The sequence below is a fragment of the Mangrovimonas sp. ST2L15 genome (genome assembly GCF_001280515.1).
Taxonomy (GTDB): Bacteria; Bacteroidota; Bacteroidia; order Flavobacteriales; family Flavobacteriaceae; genus Mangrovimonas; species Mangrovimonas futianensis.
Genome location: NZ_LBIQ01000030.1, coordinates 219,420 through 242,232, shown reverse-complemented (window position 1 = coordinate 242,232; position 22,813 = coordinate 219,420). Strand labels below are relative to the sequence as shown.

General features: G+C 36.8%; 19 protein-coding genes. 8 read left to right on the top strand and 11 right to left on the bottom strand.

Translation table 11 applies throughout. The features are described 5' to 3' along the window. Positions 1-12: 12 nt before the first annotated feature. Positions 13-2,310 carry a M28 family peptidase gene (locus ZA07_RS04915; RefSeq protein WP_053970614.1) on the bottom strand — a complete coding sequence of 766 codons (2,298 nt, stop codon included), beginning with the start codon at positions 2,308-2,310 and terminating at the stop codon, positions 13-15. A gap of 121 nt (positions 2,311-2,431) precedes the next feature. On the opposite strand from ZA07_RS04915, the gene ZA07_RS04910 reads away from it, so the two are divergent. Next, on the top strand, positions 2,432-2,911 hold the full coding sequence (locus tag ZA07_RS04910) for a CBS domain-containing protein (protein ID WP_053970613.1): 480 nt from the start codon (positions 2,432-2,434) through the stop codon (positions 2,909-2,911). Positions 2,912-2,919: 8 nt separating this feature from the next. On the opposite strand, the gene ZA07_RS04905 is transcribed toward ZA07_RS04910, so the two are convergent. Genes ZA07_RS04905 through ZA07_RS04890 form a run of 4 tightly spaced genes read right to left on the bottom strand, consistent with a single transcriptional unit; the run spans position 2,920 to position 5,842 of the window. Continuing rightward, the gene (locus ZA07_RS04905) at positions 2,920-3,618 is read right to left on the bottom strand and encodes a hypothetical protein (RefSeq protein ID WP_053970612.1); all 699 of its coding nucleotides are present in this window, start codon (positions 3,616-3,618) and stop codon (positions 2,920-2,922) included. A 48-nt stretch (positions 3,619-3,666) separates the two neighbouring features. Beyond that, positions 3,667-4,017 carry a hypothetical protein gene (locus ZA07_RS04900; protein WP_053970611.1) on the bottom strand — a complete coding sequence of 117 codons (351 nt, stop codon included), beginning with the start codon at positions 4,015-4,017 and terminating at the stop codon, positions 3,667-3,669. A gap of 2 nt (positions 4,018-4,019) precedes the next feature. After that, positions 4,020-5,159 carry a serine hydrolase gene (locus ZA07_RS04895; protein ID WP_053970610.1) on the bottom strand — a complete coding sequence of 380 codons (1,140 nt, stop codon included), beginning with the start codon at positions 5,157-5,159 and terminating at the stop codon, positions 4,020-4,022. Positions 5,160-5,203: 44 nt separating this feature from the next. Continuing rightward, positions 5,204-5,842 (bottom strand): spermidine synthase, encoded by a 639-nt coding sequence (locus ZA07_RS04890; RefSeq protein WP_053970609.1) that lies wholly within the window; start codon positions 5,840-5,842, stop codon positions 5,204-5,206. 176 nt (positions 5,843-6,018) lie between these two features. Between ZA07_RS04890 and ZA07_RS04885 the strand changes: the two genes are divergently transcribed. From ZA07_RS04885 to ZA07_RS04870, 4 genes are all read left to right on the top strand, one after another. Next, positions 6,019-6,351 carry a single-stranded DNA-binding protein gene (locus ZA07_RS04885; protein ID WP_053970608.1) on the top strand — a complete coding sequence of 111 codons (333 nt, stop codon included), beginning with the start codon at positions 6,019-6,021 and terminating at the stop codon, positions 6,349-6,351. Positions 6,352-6,513: 162 nt separating this feature from the next. Continuing rightward, positions 6,514-9,099, top strand: coding sequence for a phosphoenolpyruvate carboxylase (locus tag ZA07_RS04880; RefSeq protein ID WP_053972050.1), 2,586 nt, complete (start codon positions 6,514-6,516; stop codon positions 9,097-9,099). 744 nt (positions 9,100-9,843) lie between these two features. Then, positions 9,844-10,434 (top strand): hypothetical protein, encoded by a 591-nt coding sequence (locus ZA07_RS04875; protein ID WP_053970607.1) that lies wholly within the window; start codon positions 9,844-9,846, stop codon positions 10,432-10,434. Positions 10,435-11,481: 1,047 nt separating this feature from the next. Further along, positions 11,482-12,579 (top strand): slipin family protein, encoded by a 1,098-nt coding sequence (locus ZA07_RS04870; protein ID WP_053972049.1) that lies wholly within the window; start codon positions 11,482-11,484, stop codon positions 12,577-12,579. Positions 12,580-12,872: 293 nt separating this feature from the next. On the opposite strand, the gene ZA07_RS04865 is transcribed toward ZA07_RS04870, so the two are convergent. From ZA07_RS04865 to metG, 5 genes are all read right to left on the bottom strand, one after another. Continuing rightward, entirely contained in the window at positions 12,873-13,391 is a 519-nt protein-coding gene (locus ZA07_RS04865) for a ferritin (protein WP_053970606.1), read from the bottom strand. Between the two features lie 70 nt (positions 13,392-13,461). Next, positions 13,462-14,367 carry a histone deacetylase gene (locus tag ZA07_RS04860; protein WP_053970605.1) on the bottom strand — a complete coding sequence of 302 codons (906 nt, stop codon included), beginning with the start codon at positions 14,365-14,367 and terminating at the stop codon, positions 13,462-13,464. 3 nt (positions 14,368-14,370) lie between these two features. Further along, positions 14,371-16,494 (bottom strand): Tex family protein, encoded by a 2,124-nt coding sequence (locus tag ZA07_RS04855; protein ID WP_053970604.1) that lies wholly within the window; start codon positions 16,492-16,494, stop codon positions 14,371-14,373. Further along, on the bottom strand, positions 16,494-17,117 hold the full coding sequence (locus ZA07_RS04850) for a class I SAM-dependent methyltransferase (protein WP_053970603.1): 624 nt from the start codon (positions 17,115-17,117) through the stop codon (positions 16,494-16,496). Before ZA07_RS04850 ends, ZA07_RS04855 begins: the two co-directional genes overlap by 1 nt. Positions 17,118-17,120: 3 nt before the next feature. After that, on the bottom strand, positions 17,121-19,247 hold the full coding sequence (metG, locus tag ZA07_RS04845; RefSeq protein WP_082316520.1) for a methionine--tRNA ligase: 2,127 nt from the start codon (positions 19,245-19,247) through the stop codon (positions 17,121-17,123). Between the two features lie 7 nt (positions 19,248-19,254). Here metG and ZA07_RS04840 point away from each other — a divergent pair, with 7 nt between their 5' ends. The 3 genes from ZA07_RS04840 to ZA07_RS04830 all read left to right on the top strand — a co-directional run bounded on the left by ZA07_RS04840 (position 19,255) and on the right by ZA07_RS04830 (position 21,498). Continuing rightward, entirely contained in the window at positions 19,255-20,274 is a 1,020-nt protein-coding gene (locus ZA07_RS04840) for an LD-carboxypeptidase (RefSeq protein WP_082316519.1), read from the top strand. Between the two features lie 153 nt (positions 20,275-20,427). Beyond that, positions 20,428-21,057: a hypothetical protein gene (locus tag ZA07_RS04835; protein WP_157492066.1), complete on the top strand. Its 630-nt coding sequence runs from the start codon at positions 20,428-20,430 to the stop codon at positions 21,055-21,057. 81 nt (positions 21,058-21,138) lie between these two features. Continuing rightward, on the top strand, positions 21,139-21,498 hold the full coding sequence (locus ZA07_RS04830) for a YraN family protein (RefSeq protein WP_053972047.1): 360 nt from the start codon (positions 21,139-21,141) through the stop codon (positions 21,496-21,498). Here the strand turns inward: ZA07_RS04830 and ZA07_RS04825 are convergent. Continuing rightward, entirely contained in the window at positions 21,495-22,805 is a 1,311-nt protein-coding gene (locus tag ZA07_RS04825; RefSeq protein WP_157492065.1) for a TlpA disulfide reductase family protein, read from the bottom strand. The genes ZA07_RS04830 and ZA07_RS04825 overlap by 4 nt on opposite strands. Between the last annotated feature and the right edge of the window lie 8 nt (positions 22,806-22,813).

Sequence of the window (22,813 nt, the reverse complement as noted above, 5' to 3'; positions counted from 1 at the left end):
ATAGTAAGGGACTTAATTAATTTGAACGGTTTTTTTAATAATCACAGCATCGTTTAAAACAAATGGTTTCGGTATCATGTTGGATTTTCGTTGTGGTATTGTAAATTTTTTATTGGTTAATAAATCAAAAGTAGCTTCATAAAACTGTAAGGTTGTCGCTTGATTCTCGGGCACTGAAAAGGAAAGTTTCAAAGGTTCTTCATCAGATACATAGTAACTAAAAAGGCGATTGTTTTTCCTCTCAGAGAAATTATATCCTAAAGAGTCTGAAAACGCTAAGACTTCGTTGACTTTGGTGTTTTTGAAAACAGAAGTGGAGTCTGAGAATACTTCAATTCTCTCGGCAGATCTATTTGAAATCATAATGAGTTCAATATTTCTAAAGCCATTTATTATCGTATCCTGAATGTACTCAATAGTAGGTTCTGGAATCATTTTTACTGGAGCTTTGTGTGTATAAGTTAGACCCGTGCTGTATTTGCTCGCAAATACATTTTGGTTTTCTGATTGAACCTCCATTTTTTCTTGAGAGATGTAGTTTTGCGTCCAGTCATCAAGCAAATGGTCATAAGTGGCCCATTGGGCTGTATGTGTGTCGGAATCCAATAGATATACTAAACTATTGGGTTTAGGTCTATCTTCAGAAAAATCAGAGTTAAAATGAGCCGAGAATAAAAGCCATAGAGTTAGTACTCCAAACACGATTGTAAACCTGTTTTTATGTTTTATGGATCCCAGAACAGGAACAACCAACCCAAAAATCATGACGGTCAAAATACAGCTTACAAAAAGAATTTTTAAGCCTAAACCTACTGGAAACATTTTTACAAATGGTGACATAATCATGAGCACCGGAACGGTCAGTAACGCCAATAGTATGAGGTTTGGTTTTTGTTGCCTGAGCATGATAAAGAGGCTTAAAAGGCCGAAATAAACAGGAATAATAAAGAAGCTTGCTCCCTCTAAGGCAAAGGCTGCTATAGTACATATTAAGAGCCAAAAGGTTAAGGGCCCGACGAACAAACTAGCTAATTTAGTCTCTGTATGAAACTTAGAGTAGATAAAGAAACTTATCATCATTGCCAAAGAAATAAATGCTGCAATATAGGTATAGCCGTTATAAGTAAAGCCATGAAGGATTTCACCATATTGAGGGTAAATGGATAGCATAAGTTTCCAAAGAAAAAAACCGATTCCCCCAGACAGCATCAAACTTCCAAAAAATGCTAAAAACCCTTTTCCTAGCCATTTACCAGATAGCTTTTGATTCCTAAAGCCATAAATTAAAAGCCATAGAAAGAGCCCAAAGGCAATAATTAACATAGGGCAAATCCATGAGAAAGGGTAAGTAACTGTCTTTAAAAAGGGAACATTAAAATAAATGTGGTCGTCGTTACTTTTTAATTGGGTGAGATCTGCTTGAGAAAAATAGGATAAAAGCGGCATAAAATAACTGCCTTGGTGTTCTAAGGTATTTCTGTCCAGTCTTTCAAAATTGTCCAATGCGGTGTGATAGTCAAAATGGTCCCCTATAAATGCGAAATTGAAACCATCAATATTTCCATCTTCCCTAAACCGGGTTAAATCGGTGTCGTTGGGAAGCATTTTATAAATACTGTATGCGAGGGAGTTTGCCACGGGATATTCTGGATGAGCTTCCACAAAACCTTTCATTAATAGACTATTTCCTTGATTAGTCTCTACCAGCATATAGCTAGGGCCGCCACTTCCTCGGGCCTCAAAATTGAGAACCAACCCTACATCTTTAGCCCATGGATGTTGGTTGACAAAAATATCGGCGCCGTTTAATCCAAGCTCTTCTCCATCAGAAAAAAGAATAATAATATCGTTTTTTGGCTTTTTACCATCAGCCATGTAGGCTCGAATACCTTCCAGGATCGTTACAATTCCAGAACCGGCATCACTGGCCCCTAAGGAAGAGTGAGGGTTGCTATCGTAATGGCTTAACAACAACAATGCCTTGGTGTTTTGGGAGCCTTTTATCCTGGCTAGGATGTTTTTAGCTTTTGCTAAATTCCCCCATTGGCTCATGGAATAACCTTCCTGAATTTCTGGTTTTAAACCAAGGGCTCTCAACTCGTCCACTAAATAGTTTCTCACGCTTTCATGCTCTTTATTTCCTAAAAAGTGTGGCGCTAAGCTCATGGGCTTTAACTTTTCTAAAGCTCGTGCCGTTGAAAATTGATTGGAAGCGGCATCTTTTGTTGAAATGGTGTTAGGTAACAAAGCTTTAAAACTCCAATAGATAGCCAAAACTATCAGAAGAATGGAAATGATTTTTCTTAACATGGGTGGAATGAAAGTTAGTTCCTATAAAAATAAGCAAATTATATACAAAATGGCTGTTAATAATATTTCTTAGGAATGCTCATAAAAAAAAGGTATATTTAAGAAACTCAAAATCAGACTTATGGGAATTAAAAGTTTTCAAGGGGCAAGAAGGCAAACCCAAAAAGAGCAACAAAACATGATGTTACAGGACCCTATCAAGGTGAGTGATTACATGACCAAAGAGCTTGTAACCTTTAGGCCAGAGCAATCTGTTGAGGAGGTTATTTCAGCATTAATTGTTCATAAAATATCGGGGGGACCTGTAGTAAATGACAACAATGAATTGGTGGGAATTATTTCAGAAGGAGATTGCCTAAAACAGATAAGTGACAGCAGATATTATAACATGCCTATGATGCAGGATGATGTTGGAAGCAGAATGGTGACTGAAGTAGAAACCATTGATGCCAATATGGATGTTTTTGATGCGGCTAAAAAGTTTTTGGATTCTAAAGTAAGACGATTCCCCATATTGGAAGGTGGAAAATTGGTTGGTCAAATTAGCCAAAAAGACATCCTAAAAGCCGCCATGAAATTAAGGGGGCATAATTGGAAATGATCTATTGTTTAGATAGTCGTTTTTTGTGCTTCGGGTAGATCGGTTATGATTATTTTTTGTTTGCCATCAGCTTCTAATTGCGCAATTTTTGAATAGGGATATTCTGGAATGGGCTCATTAAGTGTTTTCCAAAAAACTTTCCCCGCTACTGTAATGCGTTCTCCCACCGATATAATTCCTTCAGTATACCTTAGTGATTTATTGAAGCCAAATAGCCCTGTGCTGCTAATGCCGTATTGAGATAATAGCCTTTCAAATTCAGGGGTTGGGTCATTAAAAGTTCCAGAGTCTGTTTCTTTATCCGTAACTAAATAATTGATATAATTTAGAGGGTTTTTAGTGGGTTTTATAAGCAGTAATTCACCATTTTTTTCCACAAAAAAATCCTGATAGCGTTCTTCTTGCACCAAGGTCTTCCAATGGGAGTTTTTGCCACTACCTTTTTTCTGCTCAATTTTAATACTATAAAAGACACATTTCCTTCGGCTTAATGGTGCCAAAAGGGGCTCGTTGGCGTGGAGTGCTTTGCCATGTATTTTTACAAATTCATTGGATTTAACACCATTAATTGATCTACTTGGAAGTCTTTTAAGGGTTCTTAAAATGACATTTTTGGCGCTAAATACTTGTGTTAAGATAATAGCAATAACGAAACCAGCGATAATGATAATAACAGGCCAAGGAGTTCCAGAAAGAAAGATTTTCATTGGTGGTATTTTTAGGATAAGTGATTGTTTTTGTCTATTTGTTACAATCTAATTTTCTCTTTTTACTAAGGCATAGTAATCATCTTCCAATGGCAAATATCCTTGATCGTATACAAAATAATAGGTTTTTCCAGCTTTGGTAGTGTAGATGGTGGTAACGTAATTGAAATCAAATCCTTTTTCTATGAGTTTTGAGCGGGAGGCTTTTGATTTTTGATTGGGGTTCAAGGATTCCAAAATACGATAGTTTTTTCTCAATCTGTTATTGACATTCCTGATGAGGTTTTTTGAGTCCTTGTTTAGTTTGTTGTTGTAGGCATTTCGGCAGGCATCACTACAAAACTTCTTGTCGATGCGTCCCACAATTTTTTCATCACATTCCAAACAGTTTTTTGCCATATCTAGTTAGATTTTACAATTCCAATCAATTGATTCATTAAGTCATGTAATCGGATTTTGGATTCAACATAGTCACAATTGCTTTGGATGGCAGCACCTATTTTCAATTCGGGGTAATACATAAAAATGGAATTGAATCCGGGCATAAAGCCAGAGTGGCCATATGCAATGCCATAGGGTGTATTGAAGACAAAGCTTCCCATACTATAGACCATGGGTTTCCCATTCTTAAAATCCTCTGGAGAATAGTTTTGAATTCTTTTCAAAGCCAGGTCAGAAAATAATTTACCCGTATAATAGATGGTTGCCCATTGAGCTAAATCTGAAACGGTACATGCAAATCCGCCTCCTGTCCATTCAAATTGGGGATTAAAAATATAAGAACCATCGGTTACTGTTTTGTTAGGAACCATAAAACTTGGGGGCATTTTAGAATAACCCACAGCCAAATTTGGCATGTCCCTTTTTAGGGATGGATAAGTGGAGCTTAATTCATAAGGTGTCAAAATGGTTTCTTGAATGAGTTCGTAATAAGGCTTGTTGGTTAACTTTTCAATAAGCATTCCTAATAAGATGTAATTGGTGTCTGAATAAGCGAATCCCTTTCCAGCTTCGTGAATAGGTTCCTTATCAAAAATAACTGATAAGCGATCTTCGTAGTTCCATACTTTATCAGGGTTTTCATGAAGTTGGCTCCATATTTCGGGAAGCAAAACATATCTTGGCAAACCACTGCTATGGGTAAGAAGCATCTCGATGGTAATCTCATCGATATTTGGTAGCTTAGATAACCAATCTATTTCAGGAAAATAGCTTTTAAACAACTGGTCGTATGCCAGTTTTTGTTCGTCAATCAATTGGAAAATGATGGTTGCTGCATAGGTTTTTCCAATGCTGCCAGAAAAAAAAGTGTTTTTAGTAGTTAGTGGAATTTCTTTTTCAACGTCCGACAAGCCTACTGAAAAATCATGATGCCATCCATCATCACTCACATAGGTGAAATTCATTCCAGGCAGGTTATTCTCTTTAACAATTCTTTCTAAGTATGAAGTAATAGAATCTGCCGTGGTTACTTTTGATTGCGAATTAACACTCAAATGAAACGAAAACAAAAGAGCAAATAGAAGACCATATTTTTTCATGGAGGAAGCGCGTTTAGTTATTCAAGATAGCGAATTTTCCTAAACTATTTCTTCCCTAATAGTAAAGTGTTTGTGCCGTTAACTTTGTTTAACCATTGGCAATGGAAACCATTGGAATTTAAGATCTCTTCTATGGCTTTTAAATTCTTGGAATTTCCGTTCAAGGAGGCATTGAATAGTAATTGTCCCTGTTTTGAAAAACGATGGACTAGTTCTGACCAAAAGGGGCGTTCTAAAAATAGTTTCGGTACTTGATCATCGACAAAAATATCAACAATGATAAGGTCAAATTTTGAAGTTGCATTCGAAACAAATTCATGTGCATCCATGCAAATCAATTCCAAGAACTCATTTTCCTGCAACCCGTATTCTTCTTTCGTGATGGAAATCATGGTTGGGTCGATATCAACAGCTGTTATTTTATTTTGATAGTCAAAGTCTTTTCGAAGGGTTTCTATCACACAGCCACCTCCCAAACCAAGTAATAAAATATGTTGACAACCTTCTATGTTTAATTGCCGTAAACCGGTTTTTAAAATACGTTGCAAAGAGCCATAAGAGTAATTGGTGTTTTGGGTGTTGAGATGTTTTTTTCCATTATACCAAGTAATTTCCAAAATACCATTATGAGAAGATGACACCTTTTTGGTAAAGGGAATAATATAGCTTAACCAGCGTTTCATGGGGCTAAAGTACAATTTTAGAATAAAAACTTAATCGTTTACAAACGACTACAAACATTTACAAACGAATTTAAATAGGTAACTACCGTATAATCACTATCAATCAAATCATCTTTGCCTTGTCGAAACATAAGAACTCGATAGTATTAACTGTTTAACCGTAAAATTAAATTATTATGAACTCACTTAGAAACAACGTACAGTTGATTGGAAGATTAGGGCAAGACCCAGAAATTATCACTTTTGGTGATGGAGCTAAAATGGCAAAATTTTCTTTGGCTACAGATGATAGCTACAAAGACAAAATGGGAAACAAAGTAGAACGCACCAATTGGCATAATGTGGTAGTTCGCAACGGACTCGTAAAAGTTGTTGAAAATTATGTAAACAAGGGACAGGAAATTGCTGTTGAAGGGAAATTAACCTCGAGAAGTTATGAAACGAAGGATGGCGAAACGAGGTATATTACAGAAATAATTTGCAATGAATTATTGATGCTTAGTAAATAGACGTATGTTATTTTTAAATGAAAGGGAGGTCTTAGGGCCTCCTTTTTTATTTCTAAGTCGGGTTTCGAAATCGTTGTAACGTTATTTTATACTTAAAATATTTAAATCGACTTGAGCCTTTGCCAAAGCTTTCTTAATTTTATGAAAAACCAAGCATATTTTATGTCTACACAACAACCAAAATTAACACGCTTTAAACAAAACGTCTTATCCAAATATCATATTTACAACAGTATTTTTATGACGCTGCCTTTTGATACCATTTCAAAAACGGGAGTCCTCTTACCGTTGTTTCATGAAACCTGTGAAAAAGGGTTTAAGAATGGAGATAATCCAACAACAATTGTTGAGACCTTCTTTAAAAAGTATCAAGGTAGAAGAAATGAAGAAAGCCAATTAAATTTACTTTTTAGATTCATTCAGTATATTGAAAGACAGGTGGTTTTATTTGATGCCATTGAAGATGCTGCTTTTCCCATTGTAAATAACATGGATGGAATAGGTACCTTAAGAAGTTTAAAAGGATCTGCCCGTGCCGAAAACAAGTTGGAGGAACTAAAAAAATACCTTCGGGAGTTTAAGGTGCGTATTGTTTTAACAGCGCATCCTACGCAATTTTATCCTGGCGAGGTATTGGGAATTATCACAGATCTTTCTGAGGCTATTGAAGACAATGACCTTTTAAAAATAAATGACTTGTTGGCCCAGTTGGGTAAAACACCATTTTTTAAACACCACAAACCTACACCTTATGATGAGGCCGTAAGCTTGATGTGGTACTTACAGAATGTATTCTATCATTCCTTCGGAAAAATATATGACTACATCCAACAGAATATTTTTGAAGATGAGGTTTTAGAAAATGAAGTCATCAACATAGGATTTTGGCCTGGGGGAGACCGAGATGGAAATCCATTTGTAACTCCAGAAATTACCTTGAAAGTCGCTCAAAGGCTTAAAGAGAGCATTTTAAGAAACTACTATAAAGATGTTCGTAGGTTAAAAAGACGCTTGACTTTTAGAGGTGTGGAAGATAAGGTGTCAGAACTGGAAAGCAAAATCATACCTATGTGTGAGGGTAAGAACCCAAAAGCTATGGACGTACAGGAATTTAAATCCATTTTACAAAACATCAAACAGACTTTAATCAAGGAGCATCAAAGCTTGTATATCGATCAGGTAAACAGTTTGATCAATAAAGTACATCTTTTCGGTTTCCATTTTGCCAATTTAGACATTCGTCAAGATAGTAGAGCACACGCGAAGGTATTCAACGATATGGTGGATAAACTTCTTGAAACAGGAAGTGATATTTTCCCAAAGAATTACCATGATTTAACTGAGCAGGAACAAGTAAAAATTCTCTCTAATATCAAGGGGAAAATTGATTTGTCCATTTTTGAAGATGAAGATGTTTTAAAAACATTGGAGACTATGAAGGTTATTAAAACCATTCAAGAAGAAAATGGGGAAAGGGCAGCCAATAGATATATCATCAGTAACAACCAGACTACCCTAAATGTGATGCAACTTTGGGCTATGTTAAAATTGGTGGCTTTCCATGATGACCTCACAGTAGATATTGGACCATTATTTGAAACTATCGAGGATTTGGAAAATGCACCTGCAGTCATGGAGGAACTTTATACCAATCCGCAATATGCGGCACATTTAAAGAAAAGAGGCAATAAGCAAACTATTATGTTAGGTTTCTCTGATGGTACTAAAGACGGTGGATATCTTATGGCCAATTGGGGAATCTTTAAAGCTAAAGAACGTTTGACAGAGGTTTCAAGAAAATATGATGTAACGGTGATTTTCTTTGATGGTCGTGGTGGACCACCAGCTCGTGGTGGAGGTAAAACCCATCAATTCTATGCTTCATTGGGGCCAACTATTGAGGACAAGGAAGTACAGTTAACCATTCAAGGACAAACCATCAGTTCCAATTTTGGAACTTTAGATTCATCCCAGTATAACTTGGAGCAATTAATCAGTTCTGGAATCCAGAATAAATTGCACGGTGAAAGTTTAGCTATGTCACAAGAACATATTGAAGTGATGGATGATTTGGCAAAAAGAAGTTATAAGGCGTATTCAGACTTTAAAGGGCACCCAAAATTTGTGCCTTATTTGGAGCGCATGAGTACACTTAAATATTATGCCAAAACAAATATAGGAAGTAGACCTTCCAAGCGAGGAAAGTCTTCTGAACTGGTATTTGAAGATTTACGGGCTATTCCATTTGTAGGTAGTTGGAGTCAGTTAAAACAAAATGTTCCCGGATTTTATGGAGTTGGAACAGCATTGAAACATTATGAAGATGCTGGTGAGTTTGATAAAGTCGTGGAATTATATAAGGGATCTAGCTTTTTCAAAACATTGATCGAAAACAGTATGATGTCCTTATCCAAATCCTTTTTTGATCTAACCAAATACATGGCTGATGATCCTGAGTTTGGGGAATTTTGGAAAATCATCTATGAGGAATCTGAAACCTCCAAGCGACTTATTTTGAAGTTGACAGGGTATTCAGAATTAATGCAGGAAGAACCTTCAGGGAAGGCTTCTATAGCCATAAGGGAATCCATTGTATTACCTCTTTTGACCATACAGCAATACGCCCTGAAAAAGATTCAAGAAATGCAGAAAGAGGGAGATCCAGATAAAGAGAAAATAGAGGTTTTCGAAAAATTGGTGACCCGTTCCTTATTTGGAAATATCAATGCTAGTAGAAATTCAGCTTAGAAAGATAAATTTGTAAGTATCCTGATTTTTATGATATTTGCAGAACTAATGAGAAATTTAAGTATACATAAAGCAACTGGACCACTGTATTTACAGCAGTGTGATTTTTGTGGGATTGAATCAAGTAATCCACAAAGAAAAGGGCGTTATGTATCTATTTCAAACTGATTTTTTTATTGACTTAAGTTAGAAACATATATAGATTTAGAAGCGTCCAAGGTATTGGGCGCTTTTTTTATGAAAAAATTTTTGAAGAATTTGGAACAAGATTTTAAAAAGTAAGAATACAGCAATTGAAGAGTAAGCAATTGAGAGACAGTATGTTGCCATTAAGCTCTATTTATCTGCCATAAGCGGACAGGAATAACTATGTCTAAAAACATTATAAAGCATTGATAATCAGTAAATTAAAATCAAAAATTTGTTTGGATTTTAAAAATTTGTTTTCATCTTTGCACCGCAGTTTTCAATAAACAAACTGTCAAAATAAATAATATTTATAAAAACTTAAGAAGCCATGTTAAAGCTTATAGCAATTACAATACAAAAGGGTGATCATGGATCATTCAGTTGGCTTCGGTATTTTCTGTAGAACTTTCCACAAGAGATCCGAAGCAAATAGATTTACCGTTTCGGATTGATTTCCTACGCATTCATTTTAGGATACAACTATCCAAACAGTTAGCACCTTACAGGATTTGTACTGTAAGCTTGCAGAAGTATTTATTATTAAAACTAAAGAAAATGGAAACAAATTTAAATAACATGTATCTGTTTCGAGCCATAGAGAATTATCCCTATGAATTGGAGAAAGCAGTGGAGGCTTTAAATTATGCACTGTCTTACGATCCAGAAAATGTACGAGGGTTACACCTAATGGGTAAAGTTTACAGTGAGCAATTGAATGACTATGAGATAGCAAAAAGTTATTTTGAAAAGGCTATCGCAATCAATATAGAAGCATCTTATGTATACCCTGATTACATCATGGTTTTAATTAACAACCATGATTATGATGTGGCTCAAAAAGTGATTGATTATGCTAAAGATGTTAAAGGTATTGATAGAGCATTAATAGCCTTGTATCAAGGCTATATCATGGAAGCTCAAGAAGACTATAAAGCTGCTCAAGATGCTTTGAAAGAAGCGAAGCAACTAAGTATGAATAATGATTTTTCTTACTATGTAGATGACGTTTTAACACGTGTAGATAAAAAAAGAAAGGAGAGAAATAATAAAGAGCGTGTTAAAGAAAATGAAGAGAAAAAAGAGTTAGAAAAGGAAAAAGAAGCTTCAAACGGTTGGTTTAAAAATAGACTAAACGGCTTGTTGTAATCCCCGGCCTAAATGCTGGGGAATTCTCGGGAATTAGTCAGCGTTGGAGTGCTGAAACTGTCTGAAATGCATTTATGCATTCAGCGAATCAACAATATTAAATATTGATTTTGAGCTAAAACTTGTTGCATTTTGCTTAGGAGGTTCGAAATGCAAAGCATTCATGAGCACGATTGGAAAATAGATAGAAGACTTGCGAACTAATCCTTCAATTCCCACACTAAAAATAGGAGGGTAGTTCAAAAGGTAGAGCACCCGACTGTCTCTCGGAAAGTTGCGGGTTCAATTCCTGTATGTTCCTTAAATGAATAGTTCATTAAAAAACTTCCTGCCTACGCAGGAGATAATATCAAGCTGGTCTTGTTGGGTGTTTCTGTATGGCACTATTGTATAGAAGGTTGCGGTTTCGTATGACCCTTTTATATCCAACCAGACTTGGAGGTTTTGACTATTAACCAAAAAATAGTTGACACGCTATAGGTCGTGGGTTCGAATCCCACCGGAGCCACAAAGATATTTTAAAATGGCTCCGTAGTTCAGTCTGGTTAGAACATTAGCTCTTTAGAGGGTGCCGGTTCGAGTCCGGTCTTAAGCTTGGAGACATCCATGGCTTTTGTAGCTCAACGGCAGAGCACTACACTTTTAATGTAGTTTATGGACTTATAATCCATCAACACCAAAGCTTATCATCTTGTAAAACTGATAACCAAAAATGGTAGATGGCAAGTTCGCTTTAAAACTTTAGGGTTAACAAGCAATCTAGAATGTACTTTGAATAATTGGATAGGTTACTACGAGTAGTTGTTCCTTTAAGGTGTTCAGAAATAGAAACCATTCTTTTTGGAATGTTTGAAATTTCCCAATGCCGAAAAACGAACTTCCAACCGTGTACCCACTTTTTATCCCGTGCCCGATAGATGATTTGCTATCTACTGTTTTTAAAAAAGGAAAAATGAATTGAAAATAAACTTCAACGTGAGATTGAAGTGGACAGCCTCCGTTACAGGATTTGTCAAAATCAGTTGTTTAATTTAAAAATGAATGAACATGAAACGAGTAAGAATCAATGCCGGTAAGGTAGGTTTGGTTTTTAAAAATGGTGATTATATTCGTGTAATCACTCAGGGAACCCATTGGGTAGGATTTAGACAGCAAGTGGTTGTATATAACCTGGCTAGTATCTTTTCTGCTCCAATAGCACTCGAAATTTTACTTAAAGACAAGACTTTGGAGGCGCTTTTGGAAGTAGTGGAAGTTAAAGATGGCGAATTGGTGCTAGTTTATGAAAACGGAAATTTCAAAACTCTTCATGCAGCAGGACGTTATGTGTACTGGAAAGGTTTGATTGAACGTGAATTTGTACGTGCCGATTTGAGCAAGATCTATATCACAGAAAAGATAGATAAGGCTTTGTTCAGCAATTTAGAGGTAAACAAATACATTAGAACATTTGATGTAGCAGCTTATGAAAAAGCAGTGCTTTTGGTAGATGATGAATATGTAAAGACACTTGCGGGTGGTACTTATAGATTCTGGAGGAACGACACCTCAATCAAAATTGCCAAAGTCGATATGCGTCAATTACAATTGGAAGTTTCTGGTCAGGAATTGTTGACCAAAGACAAGGCAGCCATCCGTATTAACTTTTATACACAGTATAAAGTTAAAGATGTGGAAAAGGCCTTGTTGGAAAACAAAGATTATGAAAAGCAATTGTATGTGATTATGCAGTTGGCGTTGAGAGCTTATGTAGGTGCTTACACCTTGGATGAACTTTTAGAACGCAAAGAGAATATTGCGAAAGCTGTTTTTGAGAGTGTTAAATCAGATGTGGCCAAACTAGGTGTTATCCTTTTGAACTGTGGCATCAGGGATGTGATTCTGACAGGTGATATGAAGGATATCATGAACCAAGTATTGGTTGCACAAAAGAAAGCACAAGCCAATGTTATTACAAGGCGTGAAGAAACTGCTGCAACCCGAAGCTTGCTCAACACAGCGAAATTGATGGAAGAGAACGAGATGTTGTTCAAGTTAAAGGAGATGGAATACGTTGAAAAGATTGCCGATAAGATTGGTGAAATCACAGTATCTGGAAATGGAAATGTGGTTACCCAGTTGAAGGAAATCTTTTCAGGAAAGTAGGTGTTCAAAGAAAAGAGCCTTAGAATTTTCTAAGGCTCTTTTAATTTATGCGACATTTTTTAAGAGATCAAAACAGGGGCATTTCGAGCACCTTTTCTTTTCTCCTTTTTTATATTTTTCACAACATTTGCTCTTTACTTTGTTGGCATTAATAATACCAGCTTCATGAAGTTTTTTGAGCGCTTTTTTCTGCTTTTTCTTCTCCTTCTTTTTCCCCACAATAATGCAAATGATTAATTCCGAGGCAAATCTAATTTATTTTGATTAAATCTAAATAAATTTAAATGTTAAATTTATTCAGGTGATGTGGAAGATGCCGAACTCACTGTTAATTGTTGAATATCTCGGTCAAATAAATACAAACCACCTTTATCATTTCCAATCATGTTGATCTTATCTAAAATAGTTCTCGCCATGGCTTCTTCCTCTATTTGTTCAGAAACATACCATTGTAAAAAGTTATGCGTGGAATAGTCTTTTTCCTGAAGGGTGATATGAACAAGTTCGTTGATGCTTTCAGATACAAAAACTTCATGTTCAAACAGTTTTTCAAACATTTCCTTAAAAGAATTAAAAGTTACGTTTGGAGCCTTTAAGGCAGAAATTTGTGCATGACCACCCCTTTCGTTAACAAACCTAACTAACTTAAGCATGTGTTCGCGCTCTTCATCAGATTGTTTATACATAAAACCAGCAACTCCTTCCAAACCTTTTACCTCGGCCCAACATGCCATTGCCAAATATATTTGCGAGGATTCTGCTTCAATTTTAATTTGATTGTTTAGGGCCTTTTCTATGTTTTTAGTAAGCATATCATCTTGTTTTAAGTAAAGTTACATAATTTTTATGCCCCAAATTGTTAGAATAAATTTAAATTAAAAGCTAAAAAAAGAGTTCTTGAGCTAACCTATAGGTGTTAGCGTGAGCTTCTACAATGATTTTAATATCAGGAGAATAACCACCTCCCATACTACACATCACGGGAAGTTGATATTGTTTGCAGGTTTCCAAAACAAATCGATCTCTTGCTTTACAACCTTCAAGGCTTATGCCTAATTTGCCTAGTTTGTCGGAAGCTATAATATCGACTCCAGACAAATAAAATATAAAATCTGGTTGATGGTTTTCAATTAGTTGGGGAAGGGTTTGCTTGAGTATGTTCAGGTAGGCTTTATCACCTGTCTGATTTTCCAATTCAATATCCAAATCGCTCTGTTCTTTTTTAAATGGATAATTGTTTTTTCCATGCATGGAGAAGGTAAAGACCCTTGGTTCATTCTGGAATATTTCGGCTGTACCGTTACCTTGGTGTACATCCAAGTCAACGATCAAAATCCGTTTTGCCAATTGATGATTCAATAAATATAGTGTGCCAATGGCTTGGTCGTTGAGTAGACAAAAGGCTTCTCCTCGATTAGAATAAGCATGATGTGTTCCTCCAGCAATATTCATGGCTATTCCATGATTTAAAGCAAATTGACTGGCCTTAATGGTGCCATCCGCTATCATGATTTCCCTTTGGACCAAGGTTCGACTTAAAGGGAAGCCTATTTTTCTCGCAGCTTGTTGGTCTAAGGTAACATTCAATAAATCATAGAAATATTCGGCATCGTGAACCGCTAAAATTGGATTATGGTTTTCCAAGTCTGAAGGCTCAAAAAAATTGTCTGGGGTACAGGTGCCTTCATGTAATAATTGCTCGGGAAGCCATTCATATTTCTCCATAGGAAACCGATGGCCTTTAGGTAAAGGATGCTTATAAATAGGATGATAAGCAATTTTTAACATACCTTATTTATGCAATTTTAGTTGAATACGTTTTCTTGATTTATCAACCTCCAAAACTTTGACAATGACTTGTTGATGAAGGTGCACATATTCATTCACATCACTTACATACCCATCAGAAAGATTGGAAATATGAATAAGACCACTTTCCTTAATGCCGATATCCACAAAGGCACCAAAATTGGTTACATTATTAACAATTCCCGGTAGTAGCTGACCTTCCTGTAGATCATCAATGGTTTTGATATTTTGATTAAAGGTAAAGACTTTAGCTTCTTCACGAATGTCTAAACCTGGTTTTTCCAATTCTTTTACAATGTCTTCTAGGGTAGGTAAACCAATGTCTTTTTTGATATAGTTCTTGAGTATAATCTGTTTGATTAAGGTTGTGTTTCCTATCAAATCTTTGACCGTTTTATTTAAATCCTTTGCCATTTGTTCAACGATCCTATAACTTTCTGGGTGTACTGAAGAATCGTCCAGCGGATTATCACCATCCTTGATTCTTAGAAATCCAGCGCCTTGTTCAAAGACTTTATTTCCCAATCGAGGGACATTCAAAATATCTTTTCTGCTTGAAAAGGCTCCTTTTTCAGAACGGTAATTCACAATGTTTTCAGCCATTTTTTCGCCAATTCCTGAGACATAACTCAATAAGGATTTACTGGCGGTATTGATATTTACCCCGACGGCGTTTACACAACTCTCTACTACGCGATCTAGTTCCTGTTTTAATTTGGTTTGATCCACATCATGTTGGTATTGACCAACGCCAATGCTTTTAGGCTCAATTTTAACCAATTCAGCCAATGGATCTTGAAGGCGACGACCAATGGAAACGGCTCCTCTTACGGTAACATCGTAATTTGGAAATTCGTCCCTTGCAATTTTTGATGCTGAATAAATACTAGCTCCCGCTTCACTTACTACAAAAACTTGCATGTCATTTTTAAACCTAATTTTTCTAATAAGACTTTCGGTCTCTCGAGAAGCAGTACCATTTCCAATGGCAATGGCTTCAATTCTGTAAGCTTCAGAGAGCGTGCTTATTTTTTTGATGGCTCCTGTAAAATCGTTTTTGGGCGGATGGGGGTAAATGGTCTCATTATGTTTCAAATTACCCTGTTCGTCCAAACACACAATTTTACATCCGGTCCTGAACCCAGGATCTATAGCCAAAACCCGTTTTTCACCTAGCGGTGACCCCAATAATAATTGCTTTAAGTTTTTGGCAAAGACGGTAATAGCAGCATCATCAGCTTTGGCTTTCGCATTTTGAAGTGCTTCATTTGATAACGATGGGAATAATAGGCGCTTGTAGGCGTCAGCAATGGCCAATTCAATTTGTTGCGAACAATCCCCTTTTGATTTGATCAATCGGCTTTCCATGTTATCCAAAACCCGCTCATCATCTATCTCAATTTTTATCCTAATAAAGCCTTCTGATTCTGATCTTAATATAGCCAGTAACCTATGGGATGGAATACGACTTAAGGACTCATTCCAATCAAAGTAATCTCTAAACTTCTGTGCGTTTTCGTCTTCTTTTTTAGATTTAATAACCTTGGTTGTAATGCTGGCAAACCGCTCTAATTGATACCGGATTTGATTTCTGAAATCGGTTCGTTCGTTTACCCATTCGGCAATAATATGTCGGGCACCTTCCAAGGCTTCTTCCACATCTTGGATATCTCCGTTTACAAATTTCTGAGCCGTATAGTCCAGATCATGGGTGTTTTGGGCCATAATCATTTTAGCTAGGGGCTCCAAACCGTTTTGTCTGGCTTTCTCAGCTTTGGTTTTTCTGCTTTTTTTATACGGAAGATAAAGGTCCTCCAGAGTTGTAAGGTCTTCAGATTGTTTAATTTTCTGCTCCAATTCAGGAGTTAGGACTTCTTGCTCTATTAGAGCTTTTAAAATGGTCTCCTTCCTTTTTTCTAAAGTCGCAAACTGCTCTTTGAATTTGACAATGTCAGCAATTTGAACTTCGTCTAAATTTCCTGTACGTTCTTTCCTGTACCTTGATATAAAGGGAATCGTGCAATCTTCTTCTAAAAGGGAAATCGTATTTTTAACCGAAACTTCTGGAAGATTGGTTAATTGTGTAATGTATTTTAAAACAGACATTAGTTTCTTTGAAATAAGGTATAAATATAGGGGCGTTCAGCACCACTAGGTGTTATAAAGGTATGGTTAAAACTGGAAAGAAGTTGAAATTCACTTCCCAATTTTTCCTGTAGCATATGGGCATCATAGCGGTGTAATGGTAGGTTGCTGCATGTGTCTGCTCCATCTAATGAGAAAACAGCAATGATGACAAAACCTTTTGACGCTACTAGGGTTTTGATTAGGTTAAAATAAGAATCTTGTTCTTCTTTTGTCAGGAAAAAATGTAAAACAGCACGGTCTATCCAAAGATTAACCGGTGCTATTTTAGTTAGTTTTTCAGGTGCCGTTAAATCGTCTACAATACATTCAAGATGGACCTGAAATGTATCTAAAATATGCCTTTGAAGCTTGCTTAAAGCTGAATCGCTAAGGTCATTGGCAATGGTATTATCAAAACCATTTTCAATGAGTAAATCAATAAGTCTGGAAGTCCCTGCGCCAACATTTAAAATTCGGGCATGCTTGTCTAATTGGCAAGCTTCAATAAGTTTCCAGGTCATTTTTGGATCAGATTCAAACCAACCCAGTTCTTCATCTACTTTGTTGTTATAAACTTTATTCCAATGTGATTTGTAATCCATTTTTTAACTGATCTGCAATCCATTTTCTACTTGATCCATATCTGGGTTGACAAATACCAATTTCCCTTCAGCGTTTTCGGTCATTAAAATCATTCCTTGACTTTCAACGCCTCTTAAGGCACGTGGTGCTAAATTAACTAACACAGTCACTTTTTTTCCAACCACTTCTTCAGCAGTGAAACTTTCGGCTATTCCCGAAACAATGGTTCTCACATCAATCCCAGTATCTACTTTTAAAACCAATAACTTTTTCGCCTTAGGCATTTTTTCTGCTTCAAGGATGGTTCCAACGCGTAAATCCAATTTGGTAAAATCATCAAAAGTGATCTCTTCCTTTTGAGGTTCTACTGTTTTATTAGCAGCCTCGTTAGCTTTCTTTGTGGCTTCCAATTTGTCTAACTGTTTTTGGATTTCGGCATCCTCAATTTTTCCAAAAAGCAATTCTGCTTCTCCAATTTGATGTCCAGCAGGAATTAAAATGTCTTTGTTAACGATCTCATCCCATAAGGTTTGAACGTCACCCGTTTCCACCTTTAATATTTTCTTTAATTTATCAGAGGTAAAAGGTAAGAAGGGTTCGCTAACTACAGCTAGCGCTGATGCAATTTGAAGTGCTACAAACATGATCGTTTTGGTGCGTTCTTCATCTTCTTTGATTTTTTTCCAAGGCTCTTCATCTGCCAAGTATTTGTTTCCAAGACGGGCCAAATTCATCAATTCTTGACTGGCCTCTCTGAAACGGTAGCGTTCAATGGAGCTGGCAATAACTGCTGGATATGCTTTAACAGCAGCTAAAGTTTCTTCATCAATGGAAGTTAAATGTGCGGGTGTTGGTACCACACCTTGGTAATATTTGTTGGTTAAGACCACCACACGATTGATGAAATTTCCAAATATGGCTACCAATTCGTTATTGTTTCTTGCTTGGAAATCTTTCCAAGTAAAATCATTGTCTTTAGTTTCTGGTGCATTGGCGGTTAAGGCATACCTTAAAACATCCTGTTTATCTGGGAACTCCTCTAGATATTCTGGTAACCAAACAGCCCAGTTTTTAGAAGTAGATAATTTATTCCCTTCTAGATTTAAAAACTCATTGGCCGGTACATTGTCGGGAAGAATATAACTTCCTTCGGCTTTCAACATACTTGGGAAAATAATGCAGTGAAAAACAATATTGTCTTTACCAATAAAATGAACCAATTTGGTGTCTTCGTCTTTCCAGTAAGGCTCCCAGTCTTTTCCTTCCCTTTGGGCCCATTCTTTGGTGGATGAAATGTATCCTATAGGAGCATCAAACCAAACATAAAGTACTTTTCCTTCGCCTCCTTCTACAGGAACCGGGATTCCCCAATCCAAATCTCTGGTGACGGCACGCGGACGTAAACCATCGTCAATCCATGATTTAACTTGACCATAAACGTTGGGCTTCCAATCTTTTTGATGACCTTTTAAAATCCACTCTTTTAAAAATGCTTCATGGCGATCTAGTGGTAAAAACCAGTGTTTGGTTTCTTTCAAAATAGGGGTGTTCCCTGTAATGGCCGATTTCGGATTGATTAAATCGGTGGCGTTGTGACTGGTTCCGCATTTCTCACATTGGTCTCCATAGCTTTCTTCATTTCCACACTTAGGGCAGGTTCCTATTACAAATCGGTCTGCCAAAAACTGTTGTGCCTCTTCATCATATAACTGTTCAGTAACCTCTTCAATAAATTCATTTTTATCATACAAGGTTTTAAAGAATTCTTGTGCCGTTTCGTGATGGATTTGTGCTGAAGTACGTGAATAGTTGTCAAAAGAAATACCAAAGTCTTCAAAAGATTTTTTGATGATTGCATTGTATTTATCTACCACATCTTGAGGCGTGACACCTTCCTTCTTTGCTTTGATGGTGATAGGAACTCCATGCTCATCACTTCCACAAATAAAAGCAACATCATTACCTACCATACGTTGGTATCTTGCATAAATATCAGCAGGCACATATACACCGGCTAAATGCCCAATATGAATGGGTCCGTTGGTGTATGGTAAAGCTGCTGTAATGGTATATCGTTTTGACATATTCAATCGTTTTAAAGAAGAGCAAAAGTACGCATTTTGAGAGGGATTTAGAAAAAAAATGTACATTTACCATATGTCAAAAAAAGCCCTAATCTTAAGTGTGTTTTGTGTGGTATTTTCTTTTGGAATCCCTAAAGTTAAGGCACAAAGTACAACAAACTTAAAAACACAAACCTTGATAAAACCACCATATTTAAAAGTAGGGGACACCGTTGCTATTGTGGCCCCATCAGGAATATTAAAAAACCGGGAAGCTGAGATAAATAGAGCGAAGAAGCTACTTCAAAGTTGGGGACTTCATGCTGTGGTTGGTAAATATGTTTTTAGCCAAGCCAATCATTTTGCTGGTACCGATGATGAACGCTGTGAAGATTTGCAGAAAGTTTTGGATGATCCATCCATAAGTGCTATCTGGTGTGCCAGAGGTGGATATGGAACTGTAAGGATTTTGGATAAATTAAACTTTTCTAAGTTTAAGGCCCATCCTAAATGGCTTATCGGTTATAGTGATATTACCGCCCTCCACAATGCTATACATAATTTGGGTGTAGAAAGTATTCACGCTATGATGTGTACCAGTCTCACCGCAGACCAGACAGATTTGGATCAAACCATTGAAACCTTCAAGAAAGCTTTGTTTGGGGAGTCATTAAGTTATCATTTGGAAGCTTCCCAATACAATCAGGAGGGTGTGGTCACGGCTCCTTTGGTAGGAGGTAATTTGACTATGCTTCATACTATGTTGGGTTCTAAAACAAGTATTGATACTTCAGGAAAAATTCTTTTTATTGAAGAAATAGGCGAGTATAAGTACCATATTGATCGAATGCTTCAAAGTCTCAAACGCGCTGGATATTTTGATCACTGTGTGGGTGTGGTTGTAGGAGATATGACCAAATTAAAAAAGAATACGACCGTTTGGGGAACCTCAATAGAACAATTAATTTTGGATGCTTTATCCGATTATGATTTCCCTATTGCCTTTAATATGCCTTCGGGCCACGAAGATGATAATAGGGCGCTTATCTTGGGAAGAACAGTTGAACTTACAGTGAGCAAAAACGGATCTACTTTAAACTTTAAAAGTGAATGACAGTTAGTTGAAGTTTCTAAAACATTGTATTTTAACGATTTATAAAAGAAAAATCCTACACTAAACGTTATAATTAGTACGGTTCATCGAAAAAATTTTCATAACATCTATTGTGTTGTGTACCTTAGGCTTACAACCCAAAAATCTAATACCATGAAAAAAATTACTTTGATGTTAACTGCTATGTCTTTAAGCCTAGTTCTTGGTTGTTCCAATGAGTCCCTAGGTGATGAGAACATTGGAGCTTCCCAGAAGAAACCCAAAAAGGTGGAAACAACTCCTTTTGATGAGCCGGAGAACGATGGAGAACATTGTTTTATTACACACCTGATTGCTGGTCAAACCCATGTTGCTGGTTCGGTGACTATTGATGTTGATGGTGACCAACTGATTATTACTTATACGACTAACGAGGATTGGACCATCGGAACGACCCATTTAAGTATAGGTATTTGTGAATCAGATTGGGTGCCTTTAAATGGCGCAGGAAATCCGCAGATTGGTCAATTTGAATTTACCGAGCCCACTTCACAAACGTCAACCGAAGTGGTTTATATCATCCCGATTTCTGAAGTGGGAGACAACTACTGTTTTGCAGCACATGCTGAGGTACAAGGGCCTACCGGGGGAGAAACTGCTTGGGCACTGGGAGACCAGTTTGACGGGAACAGTTGGGCCATGTATGATGAGTTCAACTTGTCTGATTGTGAATCAGATGATGACGGCGGAGACGATGATGGCGGTGGCGATGGCGGAGATAACGGTGGGCAAATTCCAACTTAATCTGTTCAAACTAAAAATAAGAAAAGGTGCATGATTTCATGTGCCTTTTTTGTTTTCAGGAAAAATGGTAATTTGTTGGTGATGGCAAAACATAATGAACTAGGAAAAAAGGGAGAACAACTCGCCGTAGATTATCTGCTAGGGAAGGGTTATTCTATTTTAGAACGCAACTACCGTTTTGATAGAGCAGAGGTGGATATTATTGCCAGAAAGGAGAATGTTCTGGCTATTGTTGAGGTAAAATCGAGATCGACTACCGATTTTGGAAATCCTCAAGATTTTGTCAAACCCAAACAAATTAAAAACCTTGTAAAAGCGGTTGATGAATATGTTACCGAAAATGGGTTGGATGTCGAAGTAAGGTTTGATATCATTGCCATAGTCAAGCAAGGATCAACCTTTGACTTGGAACATTTAAAGGATGCCCTTTATCATTTTTAATCTTCTTTGAAATATGATTTTACAGCCTCCAAATCATAAGGTTTGAAAAGCACCTTTTTATCTTTATCCAATACAAAATAAGTAGGGGTTGAACTGATACCATATTCAATGGCAGTAGGATTTTCCCATCGCCCCAAACCGATGGCATGGAAAAAGTGGGGATAATTTTTGATTTCACTTTTCCAATCAGCATAGCCTTCTTCCAGACCAAAGGCCACCACTCCCACCTTGGGATGGCTTTCCATAAAGGCTTTTACTTGTGGTAACTCGGCCAAACAATGCCCGCAGCCACTGCTCCAAAATATTAATAAATAGGAGTCGTAGCCCGATAAATCATGTAGCGTGGTTGTTACTGATTCTCCATTTATTCCATAGGAAATATTAAAATCTTTGGCAACTTTACCAACACTGGTATTTTTATAGGCAGACAACATTTTTAGAAGGTAAGTGTCTTTTTCCTGTTTGGCGATTGCCATCAAATATTGGTCTGATATATAGTTAGCTACGTCATCTTGACTTTTTTCGGTCATACTTTGCCAGAGCATTTCTAATATGATTTTTTTGACCTCTTGATGGTTCCCAACTTTTCCAACTACTTCGTCAATAGCCTTTTTGTAGGCATCGGGATTTTCTGGGGTCATTTCCAAAACATAGGCCATGAGACGGTCCAACAGGAAATCGGAACTTTGAATCAACGGATTTTCAAAATCAATATGGTTTAGATATTCAGCCTTTAAATGCGTTCCATATTCTGAAATGGGCTCATATGTTTTTGGGACATACATTTTATTCCCCTTGATAAAAGCTTCCACCAATAACCCATTAGATTTATTTTCAAATGTTTCTTGAATATTTCCTTGCTCCTCAAATACCTCTTCAAGGGCTTTTTTATCTACAGGCTCTTTTGAATACAGAGCGCCGATATGCTGGTTAATAGCCATCATATGAGACATGTAATCAAGCCAAAGAATGTTGTTCTGAGACTGTGAAACGGTCAAGCCTTCTTCTAGATCGTAATGGACTACGATATCCTCTTTCCCATTATAAATTAAGTTAAAGTTGTTCTCTTCCTGCGGAATGGCGTAGACAATTTTATAGATGCCTTGAGGTTGGTTGACATCCAGTTCTATAGAGAAAGCACCGTCATCTGATAACTTGGCTTGACCAATATAATCAGTTTTACTTGGAGTGGCTCGGTACAACAAAACATACGAGAATTCTTCAGCTGGGGAAAAACTACCAGAAATCGTATGTTGTCCAAGCATGAAAAACGGAAGCAATAAGCAGAGGTATGTTAATGGTCTCATAAGTCTTT